This window comes from Microbulbifer pacificus, from assembly GCF_033723955.1.
In the GTDB taxonomy this organism is placed as follows: domain Bacteria; phylum Pseudomonadota; class Gammaproteobacteria; order Pseudomonadales; family Cellvibrionaceae; genus Microbulbifer; species Microbulbifer pacificus.
In genome coordinates, this window is record NZ_CP137555.1 from 3,283,507 (window position 1) to 3,303,736 (window position 20,230).

16 protein-coding genes are annotated in these 20,230 nt (G+C 55.1%); 10 read left to right on the forward strand and 6 right to left on the reverse strand.

Annotation, left to right across the window (positions count from 1 at the left end; all coding sequences use genetic code 11):
• The 7 genes from R5R33_RS14000 (at position 1) to R5R33_RS14030 (ending at position 7,908) form a co-directional block, all read left to right on the forward strand.
• Positions 1-450 carry a VanZ family protein gene (locus tag R5R33_RS14000; protein WP_318953320.1) on the forward strand — a complete coding sequence of 150 codons (450 nt, stop codon included), beginning with the start codon at positions 1-3 and terminating at the stop codon, positions 448-450.
• A gap of 205 nt (positions 451-655) precedes the next feature.
• Positions 656-2,080 (forward strand): undecaprenyl-phosphate glucose phosphotransferase, encoded by a 1,425-nt coding sequence (locus tag R5R33_RS14005; RefSeq protein ID WP_318953321.1) that lies wholly within the window; start codon positions 656-658, stop codon positions 2,078-2,080.
• A gap of 230 nt (positions 2,081-2,310) precedes the next feature.
• A complete protein-coding gene (locus R5R33_RS14010) occupies positions 2,311-3,474 on the forward strand; it encodes an outer membrane beta-barrel protein (protein ID WP_318953322.1) in 1,164 nt (387 codons plus the stop codon).
• 35 nt (positions 3,475-3,509) lie between these two features.
• Complete coding sequence (locus R5R33_RS14015) at positions 3,510-4,070, forward strand: polysaccharide biosynthesis/export family protein (protein WP_318953323.1); 561 nt, start codon at positions 3,510-3,512, stop codon at positions 4,068-4,070.
• 44 nt (positions 4,071-4,114) lie between these two features.
• A complete protein-coding gene (locus tag R5R33_RS14020) occupies positions 4,115-6,370 on the forward strand; it encodes a GumC family protein (RefSeq protein WP_318953324.1) in 2,256 nt (751 codons plus the stop codon).
• Positions 6,367-7,092 carry a tyrosine-protein phosphatase gene (locus R5R33_RS14025; RefSeq protein WP_318953325.1) on the forward strand — a complete coding sequence of 242 codons (726 nt, stop codon included), beginning with the start codon at positions 6,367-6,369 and terminating at the stop codon, positions 7,090-7,092. Before R5R33_RS14020 ends, R5R33_RS14025 begins: the two co-directional genes overlap by 4 nt.
• Before the next feature lie 30 nt (positions 7,093-7,122).
• Complete coding sequence (locus tag R5R33_RS14030) at positions 7,123-7,908, forward strand: VpsP family polysaccharide biosynthesis protein (RefSeq protein ID WP_318953326.1); 786 nt, start codon at positions 7,123-7,125, stop codon at positions 7,906-7,908.
• Positions 7,909-8,185: 277 nt separating this feature from the next.
• Here R5R33_RS14030 and R5R33_RS14035 read toward each other — a convergent pair whose 3' ends face one another.
• Complete coding sequence (locus R5R33_RS14035) at positions 8,186-9,289, reverse strand: acyltransferase family protein (protein WP_318953327.1); 1,104 nt, start codon at positions 9,287-9,289, stop codon at positions 8,186-8,188.
• 644 nt (positions 9,290-9,933) lie between these two features.
• Here R5R33_RS14035 and R5R33_RS14040 point away from each other — a divergent pair.
• Together R5R33_RS14040 and R5R33_RS14045 are read left to right on the forward strand one after the other, a co-directional pair.
• A complete protein-coding gene (locus R5R33_RS14040) occupies positions 9,934-10,119 on the forward strand; it encodes a hypothetical protein (protein WP_318953328.1) in 186 nt (61 codons plus the stop codon).
• 481 nt (positions 10,120-10,600) lie between these two features.
• The gene (locus R5R33_RS14045) at positions 10,601-12,370 is read left to right on the forward strand and encodes a DEAD/DEAH box helicase (protein ID WP_318953329.1); all 1,770 of its coding nucleotides are present in this window, start codon (positions 10,601-10,603) and stop codon (positions 12,368-12,370) included.
• Positions 12,371-12,525: 155 nt separating this feature from the next.
• On the opposite strand, the gene R5R33_RS14050 is transcribed toward R5R33_RS14045, so the two are convergent.
• Both R5R33_RS14050 and R5R33_RS14055 read right to left on the reverse strand, forming a co-directional pair.
• Positions 12,526-13,074, reverse strand: a complete 549-nt coding sequence (locus R5R33_RS14050) for a cytochrome b (RefSeq protein WP_318953330.1) — start codon at positions 13,072-13,074, stop codon at positions 12,526-12,528.
• Between the two features lie 59 nt (positions 13,075-13,133).
• On the reverse strand, positions 13,134-14,054 hold the full coding sequence (locus R5R33_RS14055; protein ID WP_318953331.1) for a LysR family transcriptional regulator: 921 nt from the start codon (positions 14,052-14,054) through the stop codon (positions 13,134-13,136).
• Between the two features lie 130 nt (positions 14,055-14,184).
• Between R5R33_RS14055 and metE the strand changes: the two genes are divergently transcribed.
• Positions 14,185-16,419: a 5-methyltetrahydropteroyltriglutamate--homocysteine S-methyltransferase gene (gene metE / locus R5R33_RS14060; protein ID WP_318953332.1), complete on the forward strand. Its 2,235-nt coding sequence runs from the start codon at positions 14,185-14,187 to the stop codon at positions 16,417-16,419.
• A gap of 166 nt (positions 16,420-16,585) precedes the next feature.
• On the opposite strand, the gene R5R33_RS14065 is transcribed toward metE, so the two are convergent.
• From R5R33_RS14065 to pepQ, 3 genes are all read right to left on the reverse strand, one after another.
• The gene (locus R5R33_RS14065) at positions 16,586-17,464 is read right to left on the reverse strand and encodes a hypothetical protein (RefSeq protein ID WP_318953333.1); all 879 of its coding nucleotides are present in this window, start codon (positions 17,462-17,464) and stop codon (positions 16,586-16,588) included.
• On the reverse strand, positions 17,464-18,735 hold the full coding sequence (locus R5R33_RS14070; RefSeq protein WP_318953334.1) for a hypothetical protein: 1,272 nt from the start codon (positions 18,733-18,735) through the stop codon (positions 17,464-17,466). Before R5R33_RS14070 ends, R5R33_RS14065 begins: the two co-directional genes overlap by 1 nt.
• Before the next feature lie 165 nt (positions 18,736-18,900).
• On the reverse strand, positions 18,901-20,205 hold the full coding sequence (pepQ, locus tag R5R33_RS14075) for a Xaa-Pro dipeptidase (RefSeq protein WP_318953335.1): 1,305 nt from the start codon (positions 20,203-20,205) through the stop codon (positions 18,901-18,903).
• Positions 20,206-20,230 lie beyond the last annotated feature (25 nt).

Here is a 20,230-nt window from a genome sequence, read left to right on the forward strand (position 1 = left end):
GTGATCGAATTGGCCCCGCCGGCTTGCCGTTGGGGCTTTGTTTTTTTGACCCTTTCGGGCTATTTAGGAACTTTTTTTTCTGTGATAGAAATTCGTCACGTGAAGTTATTGGCTCGCCTTCTGTTTATTTGTGTGTTGGGCGTTGCGCTATTCGCGGGCGCGAAGCCCAAGCCTGTGCCTCAAGTTGTTCCCCATTTTGATCTTATGTTGCACTGCGGTGTATTTGCGGTGCTGGCATTGCTTTGGGGTATGGCAGTATCGCGCCGCCGGTGGATATGGGGGCTTGCTGGCCTGTTGTTTTTAGGTGCGGGTTTGGAACTCTGGCAGGGCTGTATGATGCCTGCGCGTACGGCTTCGCTAGCGGATATGGCAGCTAATACTTTGGGTGTTTTTGTTGGGACTGTTGTTTTTTTGATATTTTTGGCCCGTTTCTTGCCTAATAAAAATTGAAGGTAATTTGTTCGGTGTGGGTGTAATTTGATCGCGCCACCGGTATTTTTTGATTTGCCGCACTCGAGTTATTTGATGCGCTTCACATTTGTGGCATGATTTTGCCCCATATTAATAGGCCTAAATTTCGGGCCAACTTTTGGGGCTAGGGGTGCATTGCAGGCACCGTCTGGTCGACTGGGATTGGTTGACTTGGGAGATTCAAATGGGGGAAAGAGTAGTGGATCAGGGATGGATCCGCAGCCACCAGTCTGGTTTGGCTGCAGTGTACCGATTACTGGATATGCTGTTGATCCTCGGTACGCTCATTGTTTGTTGTCAATTCTTTGACATTGCCGTAAGCAAGGATTGGCTGATAGCCGGCTTGGTGGCGGCGGTTGCCTTTGCCTTTATGGCGGAGTCGCTGAATCTTTACCGTTCTTGGCGAGCAGACAGCTACCTACACATGTTTAGTAGTACTGCCATCTCATGGTTGGCGGTTTGCTTACTGCTGTTAGTGATTTCCTATTTTTCCAAAAACGCCCATATCTTTTCTCGCCTTGCGGTGGGCTGCTGGTTTTTGGGGACGCTGGCACTTCTGGCGGGTTGGCGCTTTGCATTCCGGCAGATACTGTTTTATCTCCGCACCCATGATCACAATACCCGCTCAGCGGTTGTGATTGGTGTGACGGATTCCGGTATACGTTTGTTCCGCGACTTGGCCCACGAGCCGCAATTGGGTATTCGCGTAAAGGGCTTTTACCGGGTGCCAGGTTCGGATGCCTGTGGGCAGGCTTTTGGCTTGGTCGGCAACGTCCCGGTTATGGGGGATGTCACTGCAGCGGTGGCGGCTGCAAAGGCAGGCGAGCTGGACTTGGTTTATATCGCCCTGCCTATGCGTGAGGAGCCGCGTATTGCCGAAATCCTGCACGCTTTTGCCGACACCACGGCCACTGTACATGTTGCGACAGATCTGTTTGTAAATAATTTACTGCACGCACGTTTTTACCAGGTAGGTAGTACCAGTTTGCTGAGTGTACACGATACCCCTATCGAGGGGGTCAACAGCTGGCTCAAGCGTATGGAGGACCTGGTGTTGTCTTCCATCATCCTGTTGCTGATTTCACCGTTGATGCTGGCTATAGCGGCTTCGATCAAATTGACCTCCAAGGGTCCGGTGATTTTTAAGCAGCACCGCTACGGTCTGGATGGCCGGCCCATCAAAGTGTGGAAGTTCCGCTCCATGACCACCCAGGACAATGGCGATACCGTGGTGCAGGCAAAGAAGGGCGATGCTCGTATCACCCCGGTGGGCGCCTTCCTGCGTCGCACTTCCCTTGACGAGCTGCCGCAATTCATCAACGTATTGCAGGGCCGTATGAGCATCGTCGGCCCGCGCCCGCACGCGGTGGCGCACAACGAGCAGTACCGCGCGGTGGTGAACGGCTACATGCTGCGGCACAAGGTGAAGCCGGGTATTACCGGCTGGGCCCAGGTGAATGGCTGGCGCGGCGAGACGGATACTGTGGAAAAAATGAGCAAGCGGGTGGAGCACGATCTGCAATACATCCGCAACTGGTCCCTCTGGTTGGATATCCGCATTGTGTGGATGACCTTGTTCAGGGGATTTGTGGGTAGCAATGCCTATTGATTTCGAGTGGTGCCGGACCGTAGAGAACGACACATTTATGTGTTAGTGTGCCGCCAAATTTGTGACTCGATTCTCAAATTTTTGAGGGGTATCGAGGGCTGTTCGTCTGTTTTAGGGCGGTCGATGAGTAATTCGGGTTGCTGGGGATCTAAAAGCAGCCTTTACCGAACATTTCAGGATCTTTGGAAGCAAAAATGACCAAGCGGAATTTGTCTGCAGTTGTATGTTTGATGGCCAGTTTGGGGGGCGGTTCAGCTTGGGCCCAGTCAGAAGCTGCCTCCGTCAAATTGGGGAATGGAATCAATTTCACTCCGACGTTGAGTGTGGATCTGGCCCAGGATGACAATGTCACTCTTTCAGAAACTGACAAGGTCGAAAGTCTGGTGGCGAAAGTGCGCCCTAATTTTTTGCTGACAGCCGAGGATGGTGTTTCTGCCTATAGCGTCAGCTACGCGCTGGCTAAAGGCGAGTACTTCGATAGTAAGGACGATAACTATCTGGACCACTTCCTGGATGGTGATGCCTTCTGGGAACTGAATTTTCGCCATCGTCTCGCACTGCATGGCTCCTATACAAACGGGCATGATGCCCGCGGGTCCGGTTTCTCCCTCGGCCGCGGCGACCTGCTGGATGAGCCTGATCGCTACCATAGTTCTGACTTCGGTGCGGTATACAGTTATGGGGCCGAGTCGGCAAAGGGGCAGATTGATATAGAGTTGGGTACAGCCGACCTGGATTATGCGGGCGGTGTGCGTACGCGTGAGCGTGATCGCGGTACCGGCTATGGCGGTATTACCTTCAATTACAATGCCGGCGGTAAAACCAAGGTGTTGGCGGAGATCACCCGCCGCGAAGTTACTTATGACTATACGGCAATGGACGCCGAATCTCTCGATAGTGCGGAGATGAACTATCGCGCAGGTGTGACATGGGAAGGCACTGCGCAAACCACGGGTCGTGTAAAGGTAGGCCTGCGTACAAAAGACTTCGATAGCAGTACTCGCGATGACTTCAGCGGTGCCGGCTGGGAGGCCGGGGTGCGCTGGGTGCCACTGACCTACAGTGCATTTGACTTCAGCACAGCGCGCCGCAGCCGGGAATCCTGGGGTGATGGCGATTTTATCGACGTGCAGAACTACGCAGTAACCTGGCACCACTCCTGGGCGGAGCGTTTTTCTACCCAACTTACCTTTGATCATGAGTTGAATGATTATCGAGGTGTAGAGACCGATAGGGAGGAGACGGTGAATAGCTCCCAGCTGCGTATGAGCTATCAAATGCAGCGCTGGCTGTCGTTTTCCGCCGGGGTGAGCCTGTCTGACCAGGATTCCACCCGGGAAGGTTTCGACTATGAAAAGAACCTTACTTTTATCGGTATTCAGGCATCTCTGTAATTTATTGCTGAATCGTTTTTAATTTCGGTATTTCTATGAGTGTTTTCAGCTCACTGATGCAGCGCGTTTATCGCGCTGCTTTTGTCTTGTCCATTTTGATTTTTGCCTCGGCAGTACAGGCAGATGAACTGACGCGCGGCGATTATCAGCTGGGTTCCGGCGATAAAATCTTGATTAGTGTCTATGGTGAAGAGGATCTCACCATTGAGACCATTCTCAGTGATAGTGGCGTGATCAACTACCCGTTCCTGGGTGAGCTCAAAGTGGCTGGGCTGACACTTTCTGGCTTAGAAAATTTGATTGTCGGTGGGCTCAAGGGGGATTATCTGGTCAACCCCAATGTACATGTCTCCATGCTGGAGTACCGCCCCTTCTTTATTAACGGCGAAGTGGTCAGGCCGGGTGGATATCCATTCCAGCCCGGTCTCAGTATCAGTAAAGCCGCAGCATTGGCTCAAGGCTTTACCGAGCGCGCGTCCGAAAGCAAGATTTATATCGTGCGCGGCGATGATCCCACGCAAGCCAGGGTAAAGGCCGAGCTGAATACCAAGCTGCGCCCTGGCGACATTGTCACCGTTGAGCAGAGTTTCTTCTGAGGTAGTACCAGTCCATGAATGTGCAAACGCAAACGGGTTCCGTGATGAATTCTCAGGACCGCCTGCTTCAGGAAGAAGTGATTGATCTGCGCCAGTATTGGCGTGTTGTCGATCGCTTTAAATGGCGTATCGCGGGCCTCTCCGTTGCGGTCGCCATGCTGACGGCGATGGTGGTGTTTTCCATGACGCCAATGTATCAGGCCACGGCGACACTGATGATCGAGGCGGAGCAGGCTAAAGCCTTGTCTATTGAGGAGGTGTACGGCCTCGATTCCAGCCGTAAGGAATATCTCCTCACCCAGTTCGAAATCCTGAAATCCAAGCGTATCGCGGAACGGGTAGTTCAGCGTTTGAATCTCACCAGCCATCCAGAGTTTGATCCGGAGCAGCAGTCGCCATCGTTAAAGTCGCGCATCAAATCTTGGTTGCCGTTTATGCGGCAGCCGGAACCGCTGCCGGAAGAGGACGCAGCCAAGCTCAAACTGCAGCAGGTAACGGAGGCCTTTTCCGGCCGGCTCGAAATCTCACCGGTGCGAAATACCCAATTGGTAAATATCACCTTCGAGTCCGCTTCCCCCCAGCTCGCTGCCCAGGTAGCGAACACAGTGGCTGTGGTATACACCGAGAGCCAGATGGAAGCCAAGCTGGAGGTTACCCAGCAGGCGACAACTTGGCTCAACAGTCGTTTGGACGATTTGCGCAGCAAGCTGGAAGAGTCTGAGTCCGCCTTACAAAACTTCCAGGAAGTGGAAGGCCTGGTGGATGTGGAGGGCGTGCGCGGGTTGGCCTCTCGGGAGTTGAATGAAATTACGAATCAGCTGTTGCTGGTTCGCAAGGAACTGAAGCAGGCGGAAAGTGTGCGCGAGCTGGTCAAGGTGCGCGGTACTGATATCGATGCATTGGCGACTCTGCCTGAGGTACTGAACCACAGTGTTATCCAGGACGTGAAGCGTGCGGAAGTCGAGGCCTCCAGGAGAGTATCTGAACTGGCGCGGCGCTATGGTCCCAAGCATCCCCAAATGATTGCCGCGCGTGATCAGCTGGCGTCGGTGGAATCGAAACTGCACGCAGAGATTCGTCAGTTGGTGGCAGGTATTGAAAGCGATTACCAGGCGGCGCAATCTAACGAGCGTGCACTGCTTCAGGAGCTGTCTTCAGCCAAGGCGGAATACCAGCGTATTACCCGCAAAGAGACCCGTTACGACGAACTCAAGCGTGAGGTTGAGGTCAATACCCAGCTCTACAATGCGTTCCTGACCCGCTTTAAGGAAACCAGTGAAATCGCGGATTTCGAAGCCGCTAACGCGCGCCTGACTGATCCCGCAGTTGCTCCGCGCTCGCCGGCCAAGCCCAAGAAAAAACTGATCGTGGCGCTGGCATTTGTAGTCAGCGCGATGTTTGGTGTTGTACTGGCCTTCCTGTTCGAAGTGCTGAATGACGGGGTGCGCAACCCCGATGATGTGGAAAACAAACTCGGCCAGCGCATGGTAGGTTTGCTACCTTGGGTGCCGCACGATAAGCGTCAACGCTTGGGTTTGCGTACCTTCTACCAGGCGGACAATTACCGCTTCGCCGAGGCGATTCGAACATTGCGGACGAGTTTGGTGCTTTCCCACCTGGATAAGCCGGTTAAGGTAATTTCGGTAACTTCATCGATTCCGGGGGAGGGCAAGACGACGGTCTCTGAGAATTTGGCATTCTCCCTGGTGCAGATGGAAAAGGTGCTACTGATTGACGCGGATATGCGCCGCCCATCAATCGGTAAGGAATTTGGCTTGCCGGTGTATCAGCCGGGTTTGTCGAACCTGATTTCGGGCAGCGCCTCGCTCGCTGAGTGTATTTACCGCGACGAGGATAGCGGGCTGGATGTAATCCCCGCCGGTGCCGTACCGCCCAATCCGCAGGAGCTACTGGCATCCCCGCGCTTTGCGCAGGCACTCAAGGTTTTGTCGGATAAATACGACCGCATTATCCTGGATACGGCGCCTACCCAGGTGGTGAGCGACGCGCTGGTGATTTCACGTGTGGCGGATTCCATGGTGTATGTCGTAAAAGCCGACAGCACCCGTCAGAAGGTCATCACCGACGGTATCGGCCGCTTGCTGCAGGTCGGTGCTAAGCTGGATGGGGTAGTTCTCAACCAGGTGGACATGTCCAAGTCCGGCGGTTACGGGGAGTACTACGGTTACTACGGCGGTCGATATGGCTACGGTGCGGAAAACGCCAAAGTAGCGGAATCCATGGCGAAGGCCGCTAGGTCCAAATCTAAGACAGAAGAAAAGCCGCTTGAGCTGGCATGATAGACCTCCATTGTCATTTACTGCCGGGCATCGACGACGGTGCCCGCGATCTCGAACAGGCTCTGGTGCTCGCCAGAGCTTCTGTTGCTGACGGCATCACCCACTGCGTCGCCACACCCCATATCCACACGGGGCGCTTCCCCAATACCCTTTCCTCTATTACTAAGGCCTTCAACCAGTTGCGTGAAGCACTGGCGGAGGAGGGGATTCCCCTGCAGCTGGGCATGTCCGCGGAAATTCGCCTGTCCGAAGAAATCTTGAATATGGTACTGCTGAAGCAGGTGCCGTATCTCGGCGATTGGGAGGATGAGCGTGTGCTGCTACTGGAATTGCCCCACAGTCATATACCCCCGGGTACCGAACAACTGATCCGCTGGCTGCGCAAGCAGAAGGTGCGGCCGATGATTGCGCACCCGGAGCGCAACAAGGATGTGATGCGGGATTTCAACAAAGTACTGCCGCTGGTGCGCGAGGGTTGCCTGTTCCAGGTAACCGCGGGAGCGGTTGCTGGCCACTTTGGCGAGCCGGCACAGGAGCGTGCAATTCAGCTGCTGGAGCAGGACCTTGTCACCATTCTCGCCACCGACGCGCACCACGAAGTGCGCCGCCCGCCGGTATTGAATACCGGTCGTCTGGCGGCGGAAGAAATCGTGGGTGAGGAGAAGGCGTGGCAGCTGGTGCGGGAAAATCCGGGTAAAATTGCCGCCTGTCACTTTTCTTGATCGCACAGACGTACGCCGGACTTCTCTGCCATGAATACCCAATCTCTTGCTGAATCCTCGTCTTCCGGTCGTCGCCGCCGCCGGCGTTCAAGGGCCCGCAATTCGTTCGCGGCGAAAGCCTTGTCTTTTGTGTGGCCGGAGCAGGTGGGCTTTGCGCGCAAGCTGGGAACCTGGCTCACAGTTGTGGCATTGATTTACCTTGCTGGCCACGCGGGCGCCCTGGGGCTCGCGCACTTACAGGTCATCCGGGTAGAGAACCAGCTCGAGTACTGGTACAAGCGCGGCGAGGTGCCATCCTCCGCTGCCATGGTTTCGGCGCTCAACGCCATCGAACAGGCCAACCGCCTGCATCCGGATAATCCCTACCAGCTCACACTGCAGGCCCGGTTGCTGGAGTGGCGCGCATACAACGATGGCAATGTCATTCCGCAGGATTACCGCGCGGCACTGGCGCTGCATCAGCGCGCCGCGGCGCTGCGGCCCTTGTGGCCGGATACCTGGGGGGAAATGGCGCAGATCAAGGCGCGCTTGAATGAATTCGATAGTGTGCTGGAGGGTTACCTCAAACGGGCGAATCAGCTCGGTCCCTACACGCCCGCCGTGCATGTCGCCGTTGCCCAGACTTATCTTCCGCGTTTGCCGTTGCTTGGCGGCGATCAGCTGGCATTACTGGAGGCGCAACTGCTCCGTGGAGTATATGACCATCGCAGCCGGAATCAGATCATCGGCCTTGTGGAGCTGTATGGCCAGCAAGGGCCGGTCTGCCAGTGGTTGCAGGGGGAGAAGGGGGTTCAGAAGCTTTGCCCTAAGAGGTAACCCCGGATGCCGATTCGCTGAATTCAGGTTACACAAGACACTTTGCCATGACCGCGTAGCCGGGGTGAGGTGAAGGAAGTGGAATCCGGGGGCCCCCAAGCCCCCTAGGCGCAAACTGCTCGTCTGTGAATGTCCGGAAAGCGTTGACGACTATAGATTACCTGCCCCCTTGTTCTCTTCAGCGAGAAACAGCCCTAGGCGAGCCGTAAATCGGAGCCCTACAGTACAACTATTTTCCTGATCAACTTATGTGCAGCGTAGTCGTTTGTCGTTAAAACTAGCTCCCAAGCCTCCTACTTTGGTCTCCTATCTTTAACTTAAACTTACCAAGCTTGCTGAAAAGTAAGGGAGCACGTATTTTTTGCAAGGGCTTTTCAACTATAAAGTATGCCGCCAGACCAGCTAATACACCTATTAGAATAAGAATGAACCAGGTAAGTAGTGGGGGAGTGGAGGGGAGAAATATTTCTCGCTTCCATATTCCCGATATGATCATTAAAGGGAACATGTGGAACAAGTAAATGGAGTATGAACTTCCTCCAAATGCCACCAAAAATTTAGGGAGAGGGATTTTGGATATCCTTGGATTGAAAAGGACTAAGAAAAGAATGGCGGCCGCTATTGGGACTCGGTTAACAGTAAGGGGGATGCCTGATCTCCAATCATTTTGGAAAATAAACATGTAAGACATTATGGCAATGAAGCTATATGTAAAGAAAGAGAGCTTTTTTGACCATTGAATACTGCCATTAATGTACCAGTAGGCCATCCAACCTCCAACGGCGTAACTTAGCATGCGAGGGTTGGTTAATACCGTCCAAATTCCGGCATCAATGCTGTAGAGTAACCCAGCTAATGTGCATGATAATAGGAACAGTGTAATAAGTTTGAGAGCCTTTAGTGAATCAAGCTTACTAAAAAATGCATAAATTATATAAAAAGCTACTATGTAGTGAAGAGCCCATCCAACTTCTAAAATAGGTTTTTGATATTCTCCTCCTTGCGAAATGGGTATAAGTAGGAAGGATGTTAATATCTCATACAGGTTAAAAGTTGACGATGATCCTGGAATTAGAGAAATAGCAATAACCCCGAGCAGGGCCACCCACCATATTGGGAATATTCTAGAAAACCTTTTGGTGAGAAATTGCGTAAAATCCTGCTGTTTGTTCCAGCCTGTATAAAAAATAATAAATCCGGAGAGTAGGAGGAATAAGTCAACTCCAACCCCTCCACCAAATTTACTCCACCCTTGCTCAATTTCCCATATTGGGTCAGTTAAGCCAAGTTCACTGTATCTTTTTCTAATTACTCCATTTGCATGAGAATATACTACTCCGAATGCAGCTATTCCACGTAGAGCCTGAATTGAATTGATCATTTTTCGATTTTTCTGTGGTTTAGTAGGGGTAAGCTTGTGATTACTCTAAGGAAAATCTAAGTTGTAATTGTGGCAAAAATCTAATTTTTTAGATAGGTCCTAATTTTTCTAATTACTTATTTTTATGCGCAATTTAAGACTGGGAATTTACATGCGCCACTACACGGTATTTTGTGCAATAGAAGTATGTGGATTGCCATACTCCGGTTGGTGGCTCTGTGTATTCATGTCGCCTGTAAGGGACTGGCGCAGCTGCAGGTGATGCGGGTCGCGAATCAACTTCGATACTAGTACCAGCTCTGCAACGTGGCATCGCCCGCGTCTACGACTTCAGCTATGGCCATCATTGCGCGCGTCATTGAGTTGGACTTGGATAACCATAGCAGTCCCCGCCACAAGCCAGATTGCCGGAGTGGCGAGCCGATAGTGGCGGAAATGATACCCAGCAGGATTATGGAGCGGCGCTGTGGCAGCATCAGCGGGCCGCGGTTGTGCTCCCCTTGCGGCCGGATACTTGGGCGGAAATGGCGCAGATCAAGTACACCTAAATGAATTCAATGGCGTGCTGGACGGATAACTTAGCCACGCGAATCAACTTGTCTCCTATCCACCCGCTGTACATGTCGCCATCGCAAAGGGGGTACTTGACCCGTTTGCCGTCGCTTGCCGCGGAACAGCGGGCACTGCTGAAAACCCATCTGCTCCGCGGTGTGCACGACCACCGCAGCCGGGATCAGGTTGTGGCGCTCGTTGAGAAATGCGGCCAGAAGGGGCAGGCCTGTCAGTGGCTGATGGACGAGTCGGACCAGCCCCCCAAATTTTGCCGCTAACCGTCACCCTGTCATCCCGGACTTGATCCGGGATCCAGAACTCCCGCGTCTCGTCATCCCGGACTCCCGTGTCTCGTCATCCCGGACTCGATCCGGGATCCAGAATGGTCAAGGCACCGCACTCCGCAGCCCTGGATACCGGCCTGCGCCGGTATGACGAGAATTGAAAAGCTTCCTTAGCCAGAAACGCCAATAATCCCATCGCTCAAAAAATAAACTGGCACTCTCCCGCGAAACTGGTAGACTGCGCGTCCTCTTGTCCCCGGCCCAAGCAGTGGCTGCAAGCGGGACATTAGTCATCATGGGTAACAGACCTCCTCGCCACAGGCCCCTGTCTTAGAGTTGAATGAGCTTGAAATAGCGGTGCTATTAATGGGCTTCTTCGCCTTGCCCAGCAATTTTCGGCTGTGAGCTATGGTTACCTGACTGGGTAAATGCGCGCTCCGGCCCGGCCCCCTGTTTATATTCAAGTGATCTCAACATGACCGACAATTCCCAACCTGCTGGTTTTGACCAGCTGGGTCTGCCTACTGAAATTCTCGACGCCGTGACCAAGCTGGGCTACGAAACCCCCAGCCCGATCCAGGCACAGACTATCCCGTCACTGCTGCAAGGCCGCGATGTACTGGGCCAGGCCCAGACCGGTACCGGCAAGACCGCCGCATTCGCACTGCCGATGCTGGCGAGCCTCGACCTGCGCGACAAGCGCCCGCAGGCACTGGTGCTGGCGCCGACCCGTGAGCTGGCCATCCAGGTGGCCGAGGCCTGCCAGTCCTATGCGGCCAACCTCAAGGGTTTCCACGTTGCGCCGATTTACGGTGGCGCCGACTACCGCGGCCAGATCCAGGCGCTGAAGCGCGGCGTGCAACTGATCGTGGGCACCCCGGGCCGCGTGATGGACCACATGCGCAAGGGCACCCTGGACCTGTCCTCCCTTAAAATGCTGGTTCTCGACGAAGCCGACGAAATGCTGCGCATGGGCTTTATCGACGACGTGAAATGGGTGCTGGAGCAGATTCCGGAAGAGCGCCAGATCGCGCTGTTCTCCGCCACCATGCCGCGTGAAGTTGCCTCTATCGCCCGCGAGCACCTGCACGATCCGGTGGAAGTAAAGATCAAGGTGAAAACCGAGACCGCCGAGACCATTCGCCAGCGTTACTGGCCGGTGGGCGGCCTGCACAAGATGGACGCGCTGACCCGTATTCTCGAAGCCGAGCCGGTGGATGCCACCATCATTTTCGTGCGTACCAAAAACGCGACCGTGGAAGTGGCCGACAAGCTGGCCGCACGCGGGTTTGCCAGTGCCGCCCTGAACGGGGACATGGCGCAGGGCATGCGCGAGCAAGTGATCGAGAAGCTGAAAGCCGGCAAGCTCGATATCGTTGTGGCCACCGACGTTGCTGCGCGCGGTCTGGACGTGAAGCGCATCAGCCACGTGATCAATTACGACATTCCCTACGATACCGAAGCCTACATTCACCGTATCGGCCGTACCGGCCGTGCCGGTCGCGAAGGCGATGCGATCCTGTTCGTGGCACCGCGTGAGCAGCGCATGCTGCGCACTATCGAGCGCGCCACCAAGAAGTCGATCGAGCGCCTCGACCTGCCGACCGCTGCTGCCGTGAATGCTTCCCGTATGGAAAAATTCCGCCAGAAAATTACCTTCACCATGGGGGGCCGCCGCGACCTGGCGCCGTTCCGCGATCTGGTGGAAAAGTTCCTGGAAGACAACGACGTCGATCCGTTGGATGTGGCCGCAGCTCTGGCGGCGATGGCGCAGGGCGACCAGCCGCTGCTGCTGGACGAGCGCGAGCCGGCGCGTCAGGAATTCCGCGAGCGCAAGCCGCGCGAATTCGGAGACGACTTCGAAGACCGCAAGCGCAAGCCGCGTGACAAGAAGCCCGGTTTCGAGAAGGACAGCAAGCGTATTCCGGGGCCGGACGAAGGCAAGGAGCGCTACCGCATTGAAGTGGGCCGCGAACACGGCGTGCGCCCGGGCAGTATCGTCGGCGCCATCGCCAACGAAGTGGATCTCGACAGTTCCTACATCGGCCGTATCGAGATTTACCCCGAGTACACCACCGTCGACCTGCCGGAAGGCATGCCGCAGGAAATCTTCCAGCACCTGAAAAAGGTGCGGGTAAACGGCCGCCCGATGAACATCGCCCGCTTTGACGAATCGCGCGTGAAATCCGGTGGCCACACCGCGCCGGCGTTCAAAAAGCGCAAGCCGAAGAAGTCTTTCGACTGATCCGGTCTGAGGGTTTTCCTCGGAAACAAAAAAGGGCACCAGATGGTGCCCTTTTTATTTCAGTCTCGTCATTCCCGCGAAGGCGGGAATCCAGATTGTAGGCCGTGCCAGATTCACTGGATCCCGGGTCAGGCCCGGGATGACGGTATTCGGTGTTACTTCACTTTGCCGAACGGCAGCATCTGCCGCAGGGTATTGTCCTTGATGAACAGGTGATGCCACAGCGCACCGCCGATATGCAGCACCAGCAACACCAGCAGCGCATTCCACAGAAATTCCTTGTGCAAAAACGCCAGCTGTTTGGCGAGGGCCTCATTCTTGGCAACAAGCGACGGCAGGTCGAACAGCCAGAACAGCTTGGTCTCACGCCCCGCGAACTGGCGCATCATCAGGCCGGTCAGGGGCATGCCGATGATGATGATGTACATCAGGCTCTGTACCAGCAGAGAAATAGGCTTCTGTAAGCCACTGCCGTACAGGGTGGGACGGCCGTGGGTGGCGCGCCAGTAGAGCCGCGCCAGGCCCAGAAACAGCACAGTGAAGCCGAGCGAGAAGTGCAGCACCATCCACCAGCCGCGCATGGGATCGTCGCGCTCGTAGAACTCGTGCAGCTCCACCGAGCCCCATGCAAACAGGATAAAAAACGCGATGGTCCAGTGCAGGGTTTTGAGCACGGGGCTCCAGCTGTGAGGTGTCGATGCCATGATTTTCCCTTTTATTGGTTTTGATTAATTGCTGATTTTAACGGTCTACTGCCCGGCAACTAGCTGGCTGCACGTACGCCGTTTAAATTACTGAAACAGGTAGTGCGTGCGGTTTCAAAAAAATCGCGCAGAAATACCTGCTCCAGCATCTCTTCGCGCACGGCTGCGTAGAGTGTACTCCACAACCCGTTTTTGCCCATTCTAAGCTGGTTGACCAGCCCCTTCAGTAAATATTCGTAAAGTGCCCAGTTAGGAAGCGCACACACACCGCGTCCGCTTACCACCAGCTGCACCATCATTACAGTGAGTTCCGCGGTGCGCACCGCGGCGGGCTCGATACCGGCAGGGTCGAGAAAATTCTGGAAAACGTCAAGACGCTCGCGCTCAACCGGGTAGGTGATCTGCACCTCGCCCGCGAGATCCTGCGGTTCCACCCACTTCTTCTCCGCCAGTGGATGCTTGCGGTTCACGGCCAGGCACATCTCGAAACTGAACAGCGGTTCGTAATGAATTCCCTTGAGCGATGGATCCGGATTGCTGGTGACCACCAGATCCAAGTCGCCGCGCACCAGTGCCGGCAGCGGTGCAAAGTGGAAGCCACTGGAGAGATCCAGTTCCACTTCCGGCCAGCCGTTGCGATAGGCATCCAGTGTCGGCATCAGCCACTGGTAACAGCTGTGGCACTCAATCGCGATATTCAGCCGCCCCGCCTGCCCGGAAGCGAGTCGCGCCAGATCCCGCTGCGCCACCGCTACCCTTGGTAGGACTTCATCCGCCAGCTGCAGCAGCCGCAAGCCCGCACTGGTGAAACGCAGGGGGCGGGATTTGCGCACGAACAGCGCCTGCTCGTGGCGGTCTTCCATCTCTCGGAACAGGTGGGAGAGGGCGGACTGGGTCAGACACAGCCGCTCGGCAGCGCGCACCATGCTGCCGGTTTCCCGCAAGATGGTGAGTGCCTTGAGATGTCTCAGCTCAATCATGTTTAGAAAAATTCATGTTTCAGGCAAAAAATATGAAATTGATTGAACATGGAGCGGCCCGCAGAATCAACCCCGAAATTCACCACCCGGTGCTGCCGGCACCGGGTCGTCAAACATTTGGGATAAGGACATGGCACAGACACACATCCTCGGCTATCCGCGCATTGGCGCGCGCCGCGAACTGAAACGGGCACAGGAAGCCTACTGGAAAGGGGAAATCGACCAACAGGCACTGCTGGCCGTGGGCTCGCAGGTACGCAGTAAAAACTGGCAGGCCCAGCAGGCCGCCGGCCTGGCACTCACCACCGTTGGCGACTTCGCCTGGTACGACCAGGTCCTCAATCACTCGCTCATGTTTGGCGCGATTCCCGAGCGCTTCGCAGAAGGCAGTGCCGACAACAAGCTGGACCAGTACTTCCGCCTCGCCCGCGGCCGCGCTCCCTCCGGCGAGCCGGTGGCTGCCAGCGCCATGACCAAATGGTTTGATACCAACTATCACTACCTGGTGCCGGAATTCACCGCGGACCAGCAGTTTGGGCTGGACCCGGAGTGGCTACTGGCGGAAGTGCTGGAGGCACAGAGCCTGGGCCACAACGTAAAACCGGTCATCATTGGCCCGCTCACATACCTATGGCTTGGTCGAGGTGTGGATAACTCTCTGGAGCTGCTGCCCCGCCTGTTGCCCCGCTATGTGGAACTGCTGAAACAGCTCGCCAGTGCCGCCGCACAGTGGGTGCAGATCGACGAGCCGATCCTAGGCCTGGATTTGCCGGATAACTGGCGCGAAGCATTCGCTCCGACTTATGCGACCCTCGCCAAAGCCAGCGGCAGCAAGCTGTTGCTCGCGACCTATTTCTCACCGCTGCGTGAAAATCTGGAGCTCGCATTCGCGCTGCCGGTCGACGGTGTGCACATCGATGCGGTGCGCGCACCGGAAGAGGTGGCCCCAGCACTGGCTGCGCTCAATAAAAACCAGGTGCTGTCGGTGGGCGTAATCAACGGCCGCAATGTATGGCGCACGGATCTCGCACGCTGGCAGCAGGAGCTGTTGCATATTGCAGAATCTCTCGGTGATCGCCTGTGGCTATCCGTCAGCTGCTCGCTGCTGCACACCCCGGTGGATCTGGAAACCGAAACCGCGCTTGTTGAGGAAGACAAACAGAAACTCGCCTACAGCCGCCAGAAACTCGACGAACTGCATACTTTGCAGCAGGCACTGAAACCCGGCGCGCAAACACTGCCGGTAGTTGAGAAAACACAGAGCCGCACAGAAGCAGAAGTCCGTGAGGAACTCGCCAGTACTTGGCGTGCGCAGAAGTATCCCGAGCGTGCGGAAGTTCAACGTGCCCGCTGGCAGCTACCGCTACTGCCCACCACCACCATAGGATCGTTCCCGCAGACAGATGTACTGCGCGAAGTGCGCCACCAGTTCCGTGCTCAGGAAATTTCCCAGCAGGACTACGATGCACATTTACGCGCGGAAATTGCCGAGGCAATCCGCCGCCAGGAAATTCTCGGTCTCGACGTGCTAGTACACGGCGAAGCCGAACGCAATGACATGGTGGAATATTTTGGTGAGCAGCTGGATGGATTTATCCACACCGGCAACGGCTGGGTGCAGAGCTACGGCTCCCGCTGTGTAAAACCGCCGATTATCGCCGGCGACATTTCCCGCCCGACAGCCATGACAGTACAGTGGAGCGAATACGCCCAGAGCCTCAGTAAAAAGCCGGTAAAAGGCATGCTCACTGGTCCGGTAACCATCCTCAACTGGTCCTTCCCTCGCGAGGATATTCCCCGCGCGCTGAGCTGCCTGCAGATTGCCAAAGCGCTGCGTCAGGAAGTACAGGACCTGGAAGCCGCAGGAATCGGCATCATCCAGATCGACGAACCGGCATTGCGGGAAGGCGTACCGCTGCGGGAATCCGGGCGCAAGGATTATTTCGACTGGGCCGTGGGTTGCTTCCGCTATACCTGCAGCCAGGTACAACCGGAAACCCAGATCCACACCCACATGTGCTACTCCAACTTCAATGCGATCATGGATGCGATCGTGGCGCTGGACGCGGACGTCATCACCATCGAATCTGCCCGCTCCGACCTGCGCTTGTTACAGGTGTTTGCAGGCGAAGGCGGCAGCTACCCGAACGAAATCGGCCCCGGCATCTACGACATTCACTCGCCGAATGTGCCCGAGCGCAAGGAGCTGGTGAGTCGCTTGTATCAGCTACTGGAAGTGATTCCACAGGAAAAACTGTGGATAAACCCGGACTGTGGACTGAAGACACGCAGTTGGGCAGAAGTGGGTTCAGCGCTGCTGAACATGGTGGAAGCTACGCGCACCGTGCGCGCAGAATTGACCTGACCTCCGAAGAATCTGGATCCCGGCCTGCGCCGGGATGACGAACCTCCGTCATTCCCGCATGGGCCCAAACCCAACCGCCCAGTCCCGTCATTCCCGCGCAGGCGGGAATCCAGCAAATTGGGTTGGGCAACGCACCGCCCACCAACCATCAATGCCTTGAGGCAGCTTAACTCGCCAAAGCTTTACGCTGCTTCGAGCGCAACTCGACAATATTCAACCCCGTCTTATCCACCGTCGCTGGCCATTTCAATGGTGGGAATGTATCGCTGACAGCAAGGTTTGGGCAGGAGGTTCTGAGCTCAGCCAAATTTTTCTCCAGTTCAGGGGAAGGTACAAACTCCACACTATTGATGATGTTATCGATCAGCTCCATTGCGGGTTTTGGGCTAATGGCTGCGTCCATTTCTGCGAAATTCCCCGATATCCTTTGATCGAAGTAAAAATTGAAAATCAATATCCGGTTTTTGGATATTGGAAAGCAATATAAAATCGCACGGTGACTCCAATCCTCACTCTTAACCATAAAGCGTACGGCGGGAACTGGGAGTCGTTTTATGGGTTGCCATTGTAAAGGCCCACAATAATCCGCAACGCCAGCATCGTCCTGCTGATAGCCAAAATCTGCAGTTAGATAGCCAGAAAGTGCGCTTTCGAATGCGCGGGGATGGAGGAAATTTATATCAGTATTGAGCTTTTTTGGTGCGACTGCAGCTAAATTGCAACCAGCTTCTGCCATTTCTCCAGTAAACCAAGGTCCGTAGAGAGCGTACTTTCTCTGAAAAATTGCCCTGCCATACCAAGTGTGATTGTAGGTTTCTGTATCGTGGGGGCTCAGATCTTTAAGATCATCCACTTTCCATTTGGAGGTAAGCTGTTCGGAGCCGGGGCGGCCAATGTGGATTTGAGTGGGTGCCCTGAATGACAGGCTGCTCCCTTGCAATTTATAAGTATATTTTCTAGACGACGGAAAATCTGGACCTTTTGGAACGCAAAATCCGCGGTGATCCCGAAGTTTGAACCGACTGTATTTGAAAAAGCCCAACATCAGAATTTGCTCTTGATCTTGTCGTGTAACTTAGGAGCCAAATGCTCGGCCGTTGTCATAGCTGCATCGCCTAACGCTTTGGCTTTCTTGAGGTAAGGCGTGGCTTTTGCCAGAGCTTGTAAAAATACTCCGAGAGCCGGTACAGCCGTGGCGCCTGCCACACCCAGACTGCCCGCGATTGCGCCAATATTTATTCCAGCAGCACCGGCTACTACCGCAACTACGCCGGCACCTGTCGTCAGTAACGCGCTAAACTGAATGCCATCGCCTATGGCCTGCCCAACTTTGTAATTTTGTTCATGGAGGAATCTATTAATCGTTGCACTTGGTTGCCCTAGCGCTCCTGCGATATTAATTGGAGAAACTCTACTTAAATTTCGTCCTATATTTATATTTAACCGACGTGCAACATTGAGGATTTCGGACTGCGAGGTTTTTGGTTGAAATAGGAATATGTTGTGTTCAGATAGTGTAAGTCCCTGATCGGCCAAAATTTTCATCGCTTGCGTGAGTACAGCAGATCCGCCAAATTCAGCTATCCAGCTGACATTTTTGATGTTCCTAGCATTGAACATGGCCCGGGCTAGAAGCTGAGCGGATACATGGATGTCTTGTTTTTTCAGTGGATGGAGGGCATCTTTGAAATTGCGAAGACCGCCTATTTTCTTACCACCTGGTGTGAAGTGAAGGTCAAAGCCAGTGTCTCGAAGGTGGGCTTCGCCAACTTCTGTACTATAGTGACTTGAGGCAATATGTGGGGCGACGGATTGTACTGCCTTTTGCTCATCGGAATACTTCGAATCGCAAACGGCGACTAGTCGGCCCCTAATTTCCTTGATGTTTCCATTTTTCTTAGACTTTTTCGCACGCCATCCGCGGCCCTTTTTAAACTCTGAATTGTAAATGCCCGGTGATCCATCCGACTTCTGCAGCTCTGCATAGCCTGCATCTGCCGCAAAATAAACAATCTTGAACACATCCTTCGATTGTTTTTCGATGGTTACTTTGCACCCCGGCAGGATCATGACAAATTCTTCCTCACCACCGCGATGTACCGGTCCCGGCTTGATGAAAATATTGTTCTGGTGCAAGCGTCCGGAAACGAGTTGATACAGGGCATTAACCGTAATCTGCGCCCAGTAATTGCCGCGGCGGGCGAGATTGTGGATTTCTTTATAGACAGGTTCGGCTTGGGGCGTGATGGTGACAATTTTGCCGGAAGATTTACCGGCAATGATGATGTCCTGTTTGACTCCCTTGTTCGCAAACATGATTCAACTCCCTTGAATGTGCGATTGGAGTTGATCTTAACGAACTAGAATTTGTTTGGCTATTATTTGAACGAAATTGGTACGGTGGTTTCGGGTGGCGTGGAGGCTTTGGGGTGCATTGTGCAGGAGCCCACTTGCAAGCAGGCTCCTACAGAGATTTTTTAATTAATAACAATCCCGCGTCATATTCTCCACGCGATCTGCGTGCACGATAAGGTTGTCCTCGATACGCACGCCACCGAAGGGTCGCAGTTTTTCCACCTTGTCCCAGTTCACTTCGTCTGCCAACTGGGACTCCTTGAGATCGGCCAGCAGGCTGTCGATAAAGTAAAGGCCGGGCTCTATGGTGAATACCTGGTTTTCCTCGATGGTGCGCGTGGTGCGCAGGAACGGGTATTCGCTGGGGGGCGGGGTCTTGCCGCCTTCCGGTGCGGTCTGGTGACCGCCCACATCGTGCACCTGCAGGCCGAGGAAGTGACCGAGGCCGTGGGGCATAAAGGTACTGGTGAGGCCGGACTCCACCGCGCTTTCCGGGGAGGTCTTGATCACGCCGAACTGCTGCAGTAACTGGCCGATCTTGTGGTGGCACTCGCGGTGCAGTTCGATGTAGGACGCACCCGGTTTCAGGCCGGCCACCAGTTCCTGTTCTTTCACGTGCATCGCGCTAACCAGATCCGCAAACTCGCCTTCGCGGTAGGCGTAGCTGCGGGTGATGTCGGCGGCGTAGCCGTTGCAATCGGCACCGGCGTCGATCAGGAAGCTGCGGCGCTCGCTCTCGGGCAGAGGTTCGGTGCCGAGATGGGTGTAGTGCAGGATCGCGCCGTGCTCGTTCAGGCCTACGATATTGCCGTAGGGCAGGCGACCTTCACCCTGGCCGGCGGCCTTCATGTAGGCGATGTTGATCTCGAATTCGCTGGCGCCCGCGCGGAACGCATCTTCCGCGGCCTTGTGTGCGCGCACCGCAATGCGGTTGGCTTCACGCAGGCATTCCATTTCGTAGGGGGTCTTGTAGGCGCGCGCCCAGTGCAGGCGGTCGATCAGGTGCTGCGGGTTGCGCTGGCCGATGTCCCAGCCTTCGAGTTTCGCGGTCTCGCCGATAAACGCGGCGTTTTCACCGGACAGGAACACCTTGGCTTCGTCCGGCTTGGCCAGCAGCTCGATGTCGTACTCGTCGCTCCAGAAGGTCTGCGGTGCCGGCGGTACGTAGTGCCAGAAGTCCACCGGGCGGTAGAACAGCAGCTTGGGCTTCTGCCCACGGCGGTAGACCACCCAGCAGTTGGGGTTGTCGGTGACCGGGACCAGGGCTTTGAACTGCGGGTTTACCCGGAAGGGGTAGTAGTTGTCGTCCAGAAACTGCACCGAGGGCGCGCCGCTGAACACGTTGAGGGTCTCGAAACCGCACTGTTCGAGGATCTCATCGTAGCGCTTGCGCAGGGTGGCCAGGTGTTTACTGAAGAGTAGCTTGTCCATAAAGTCCCTGAATTGGTCAATTAAC

Excerpts from the sequence above, each read along its gene's own strand:
- R5R33_RS14070 (WP_318953334.1), bottom strand. The coding sequence starts at position 18,735 with ATGTTTGCGAACAAGGGAGTCAAACAGGACATCATCATTGCCGGTAAA.
- R5R33_RS14005 (WP_318953321.1), top strand. The coding sequence starts at position 656 with ATGGGGGAAAGAGTAGTGGATCAGGGATGGATCCGCAGCCACCAGTCT.
- R5R33_RS14035 (WP_318953327.1), bottom strand. The coding sequence starts at position 9,289 with ATGATCAATTCAATTCAGGCTCTACGTGGAATAGCTGCATTCGGAGTA.
- pepQ (WP_318953335.1), bottom strand. The coding sequence starts at position 20,205 with ATGGACAAGCTACTCTTCAGTAAACACCTGGCCACCCTGCGCAAGCGC.
- R5R33_RS14015 (WP_318953323.1), top strand. The coding sequence starts at position 3,510 with ATGAGTGTTTTCAGCTCACTGATGCAGCGCGTTTATCGCGCTGCTTTT.
- R5R33_RS14050 (WP_318953330.1), bottom strand. The coding sequence starts at position 13,074 with ATGGCATCGACACCTCACAGCTGGAGCCCCGTGCTCAAAACCCTGCAC.
- R5R33_RS14020 (WP_318953324.1), top strand. The coding sequence starts at position 4,115 with ATGAATTCTCAGGACCGCCTGCTTCAGGAAGAAGTGATTGATCTGCGC.
- R5R33_RS14030 (WP_318953326.1), top strand. The coding sequence starts at position 7,123 with ATGAATACCCAATCTCTTGCTGAATCCTCGTCTTCCGGTCGTCGCCGC.
- metE (WP_318953332.1), top strand. The coding sequence starts at position 14,185 with ATGGCACAGACACACATCCTCGGCTATCCGCGCATTGGCGCGCGCCGC.
- R5R33_RS14065 (WP_318953333.1), bottom strand. The coding sequence starts at position 17,464 with ATGTTGGGCTTTTTCAAATACAGTCGGTTCAAACTTCGGGATCACCGC.
- R5R33_RS14055 (WP_318953331.1), bottom strand. The coding sequence starts at position 14,054 with ATGATTGAGCTGAGACATCTCAAGGCACTCACCATCTTGCGGGAAACC.
- R5R33_RS14045 (WP_318953329.1), top strand. The coding sequence starts at position 10,601 with ATGACCGACAATTCCCAACCTGCTGGTTTTGACCAGCTGGGTCTGCCT.
- R5R33_RS14010 (WP_318953322.1), top strand. The coding sequence starts at position 2,311 with ATGGCCAGTTTGGGGGGCGGTTCAGCTTGGGCCCAGTCAGAAGCTGCC.
- R5R33_RS14025 (WP_318953325.1), top strand. The coding sequence starts at position 6,367 with ATGATAGACCTCCATTGTCATTTACTGCCGGGCATCGACGACGGTGCC.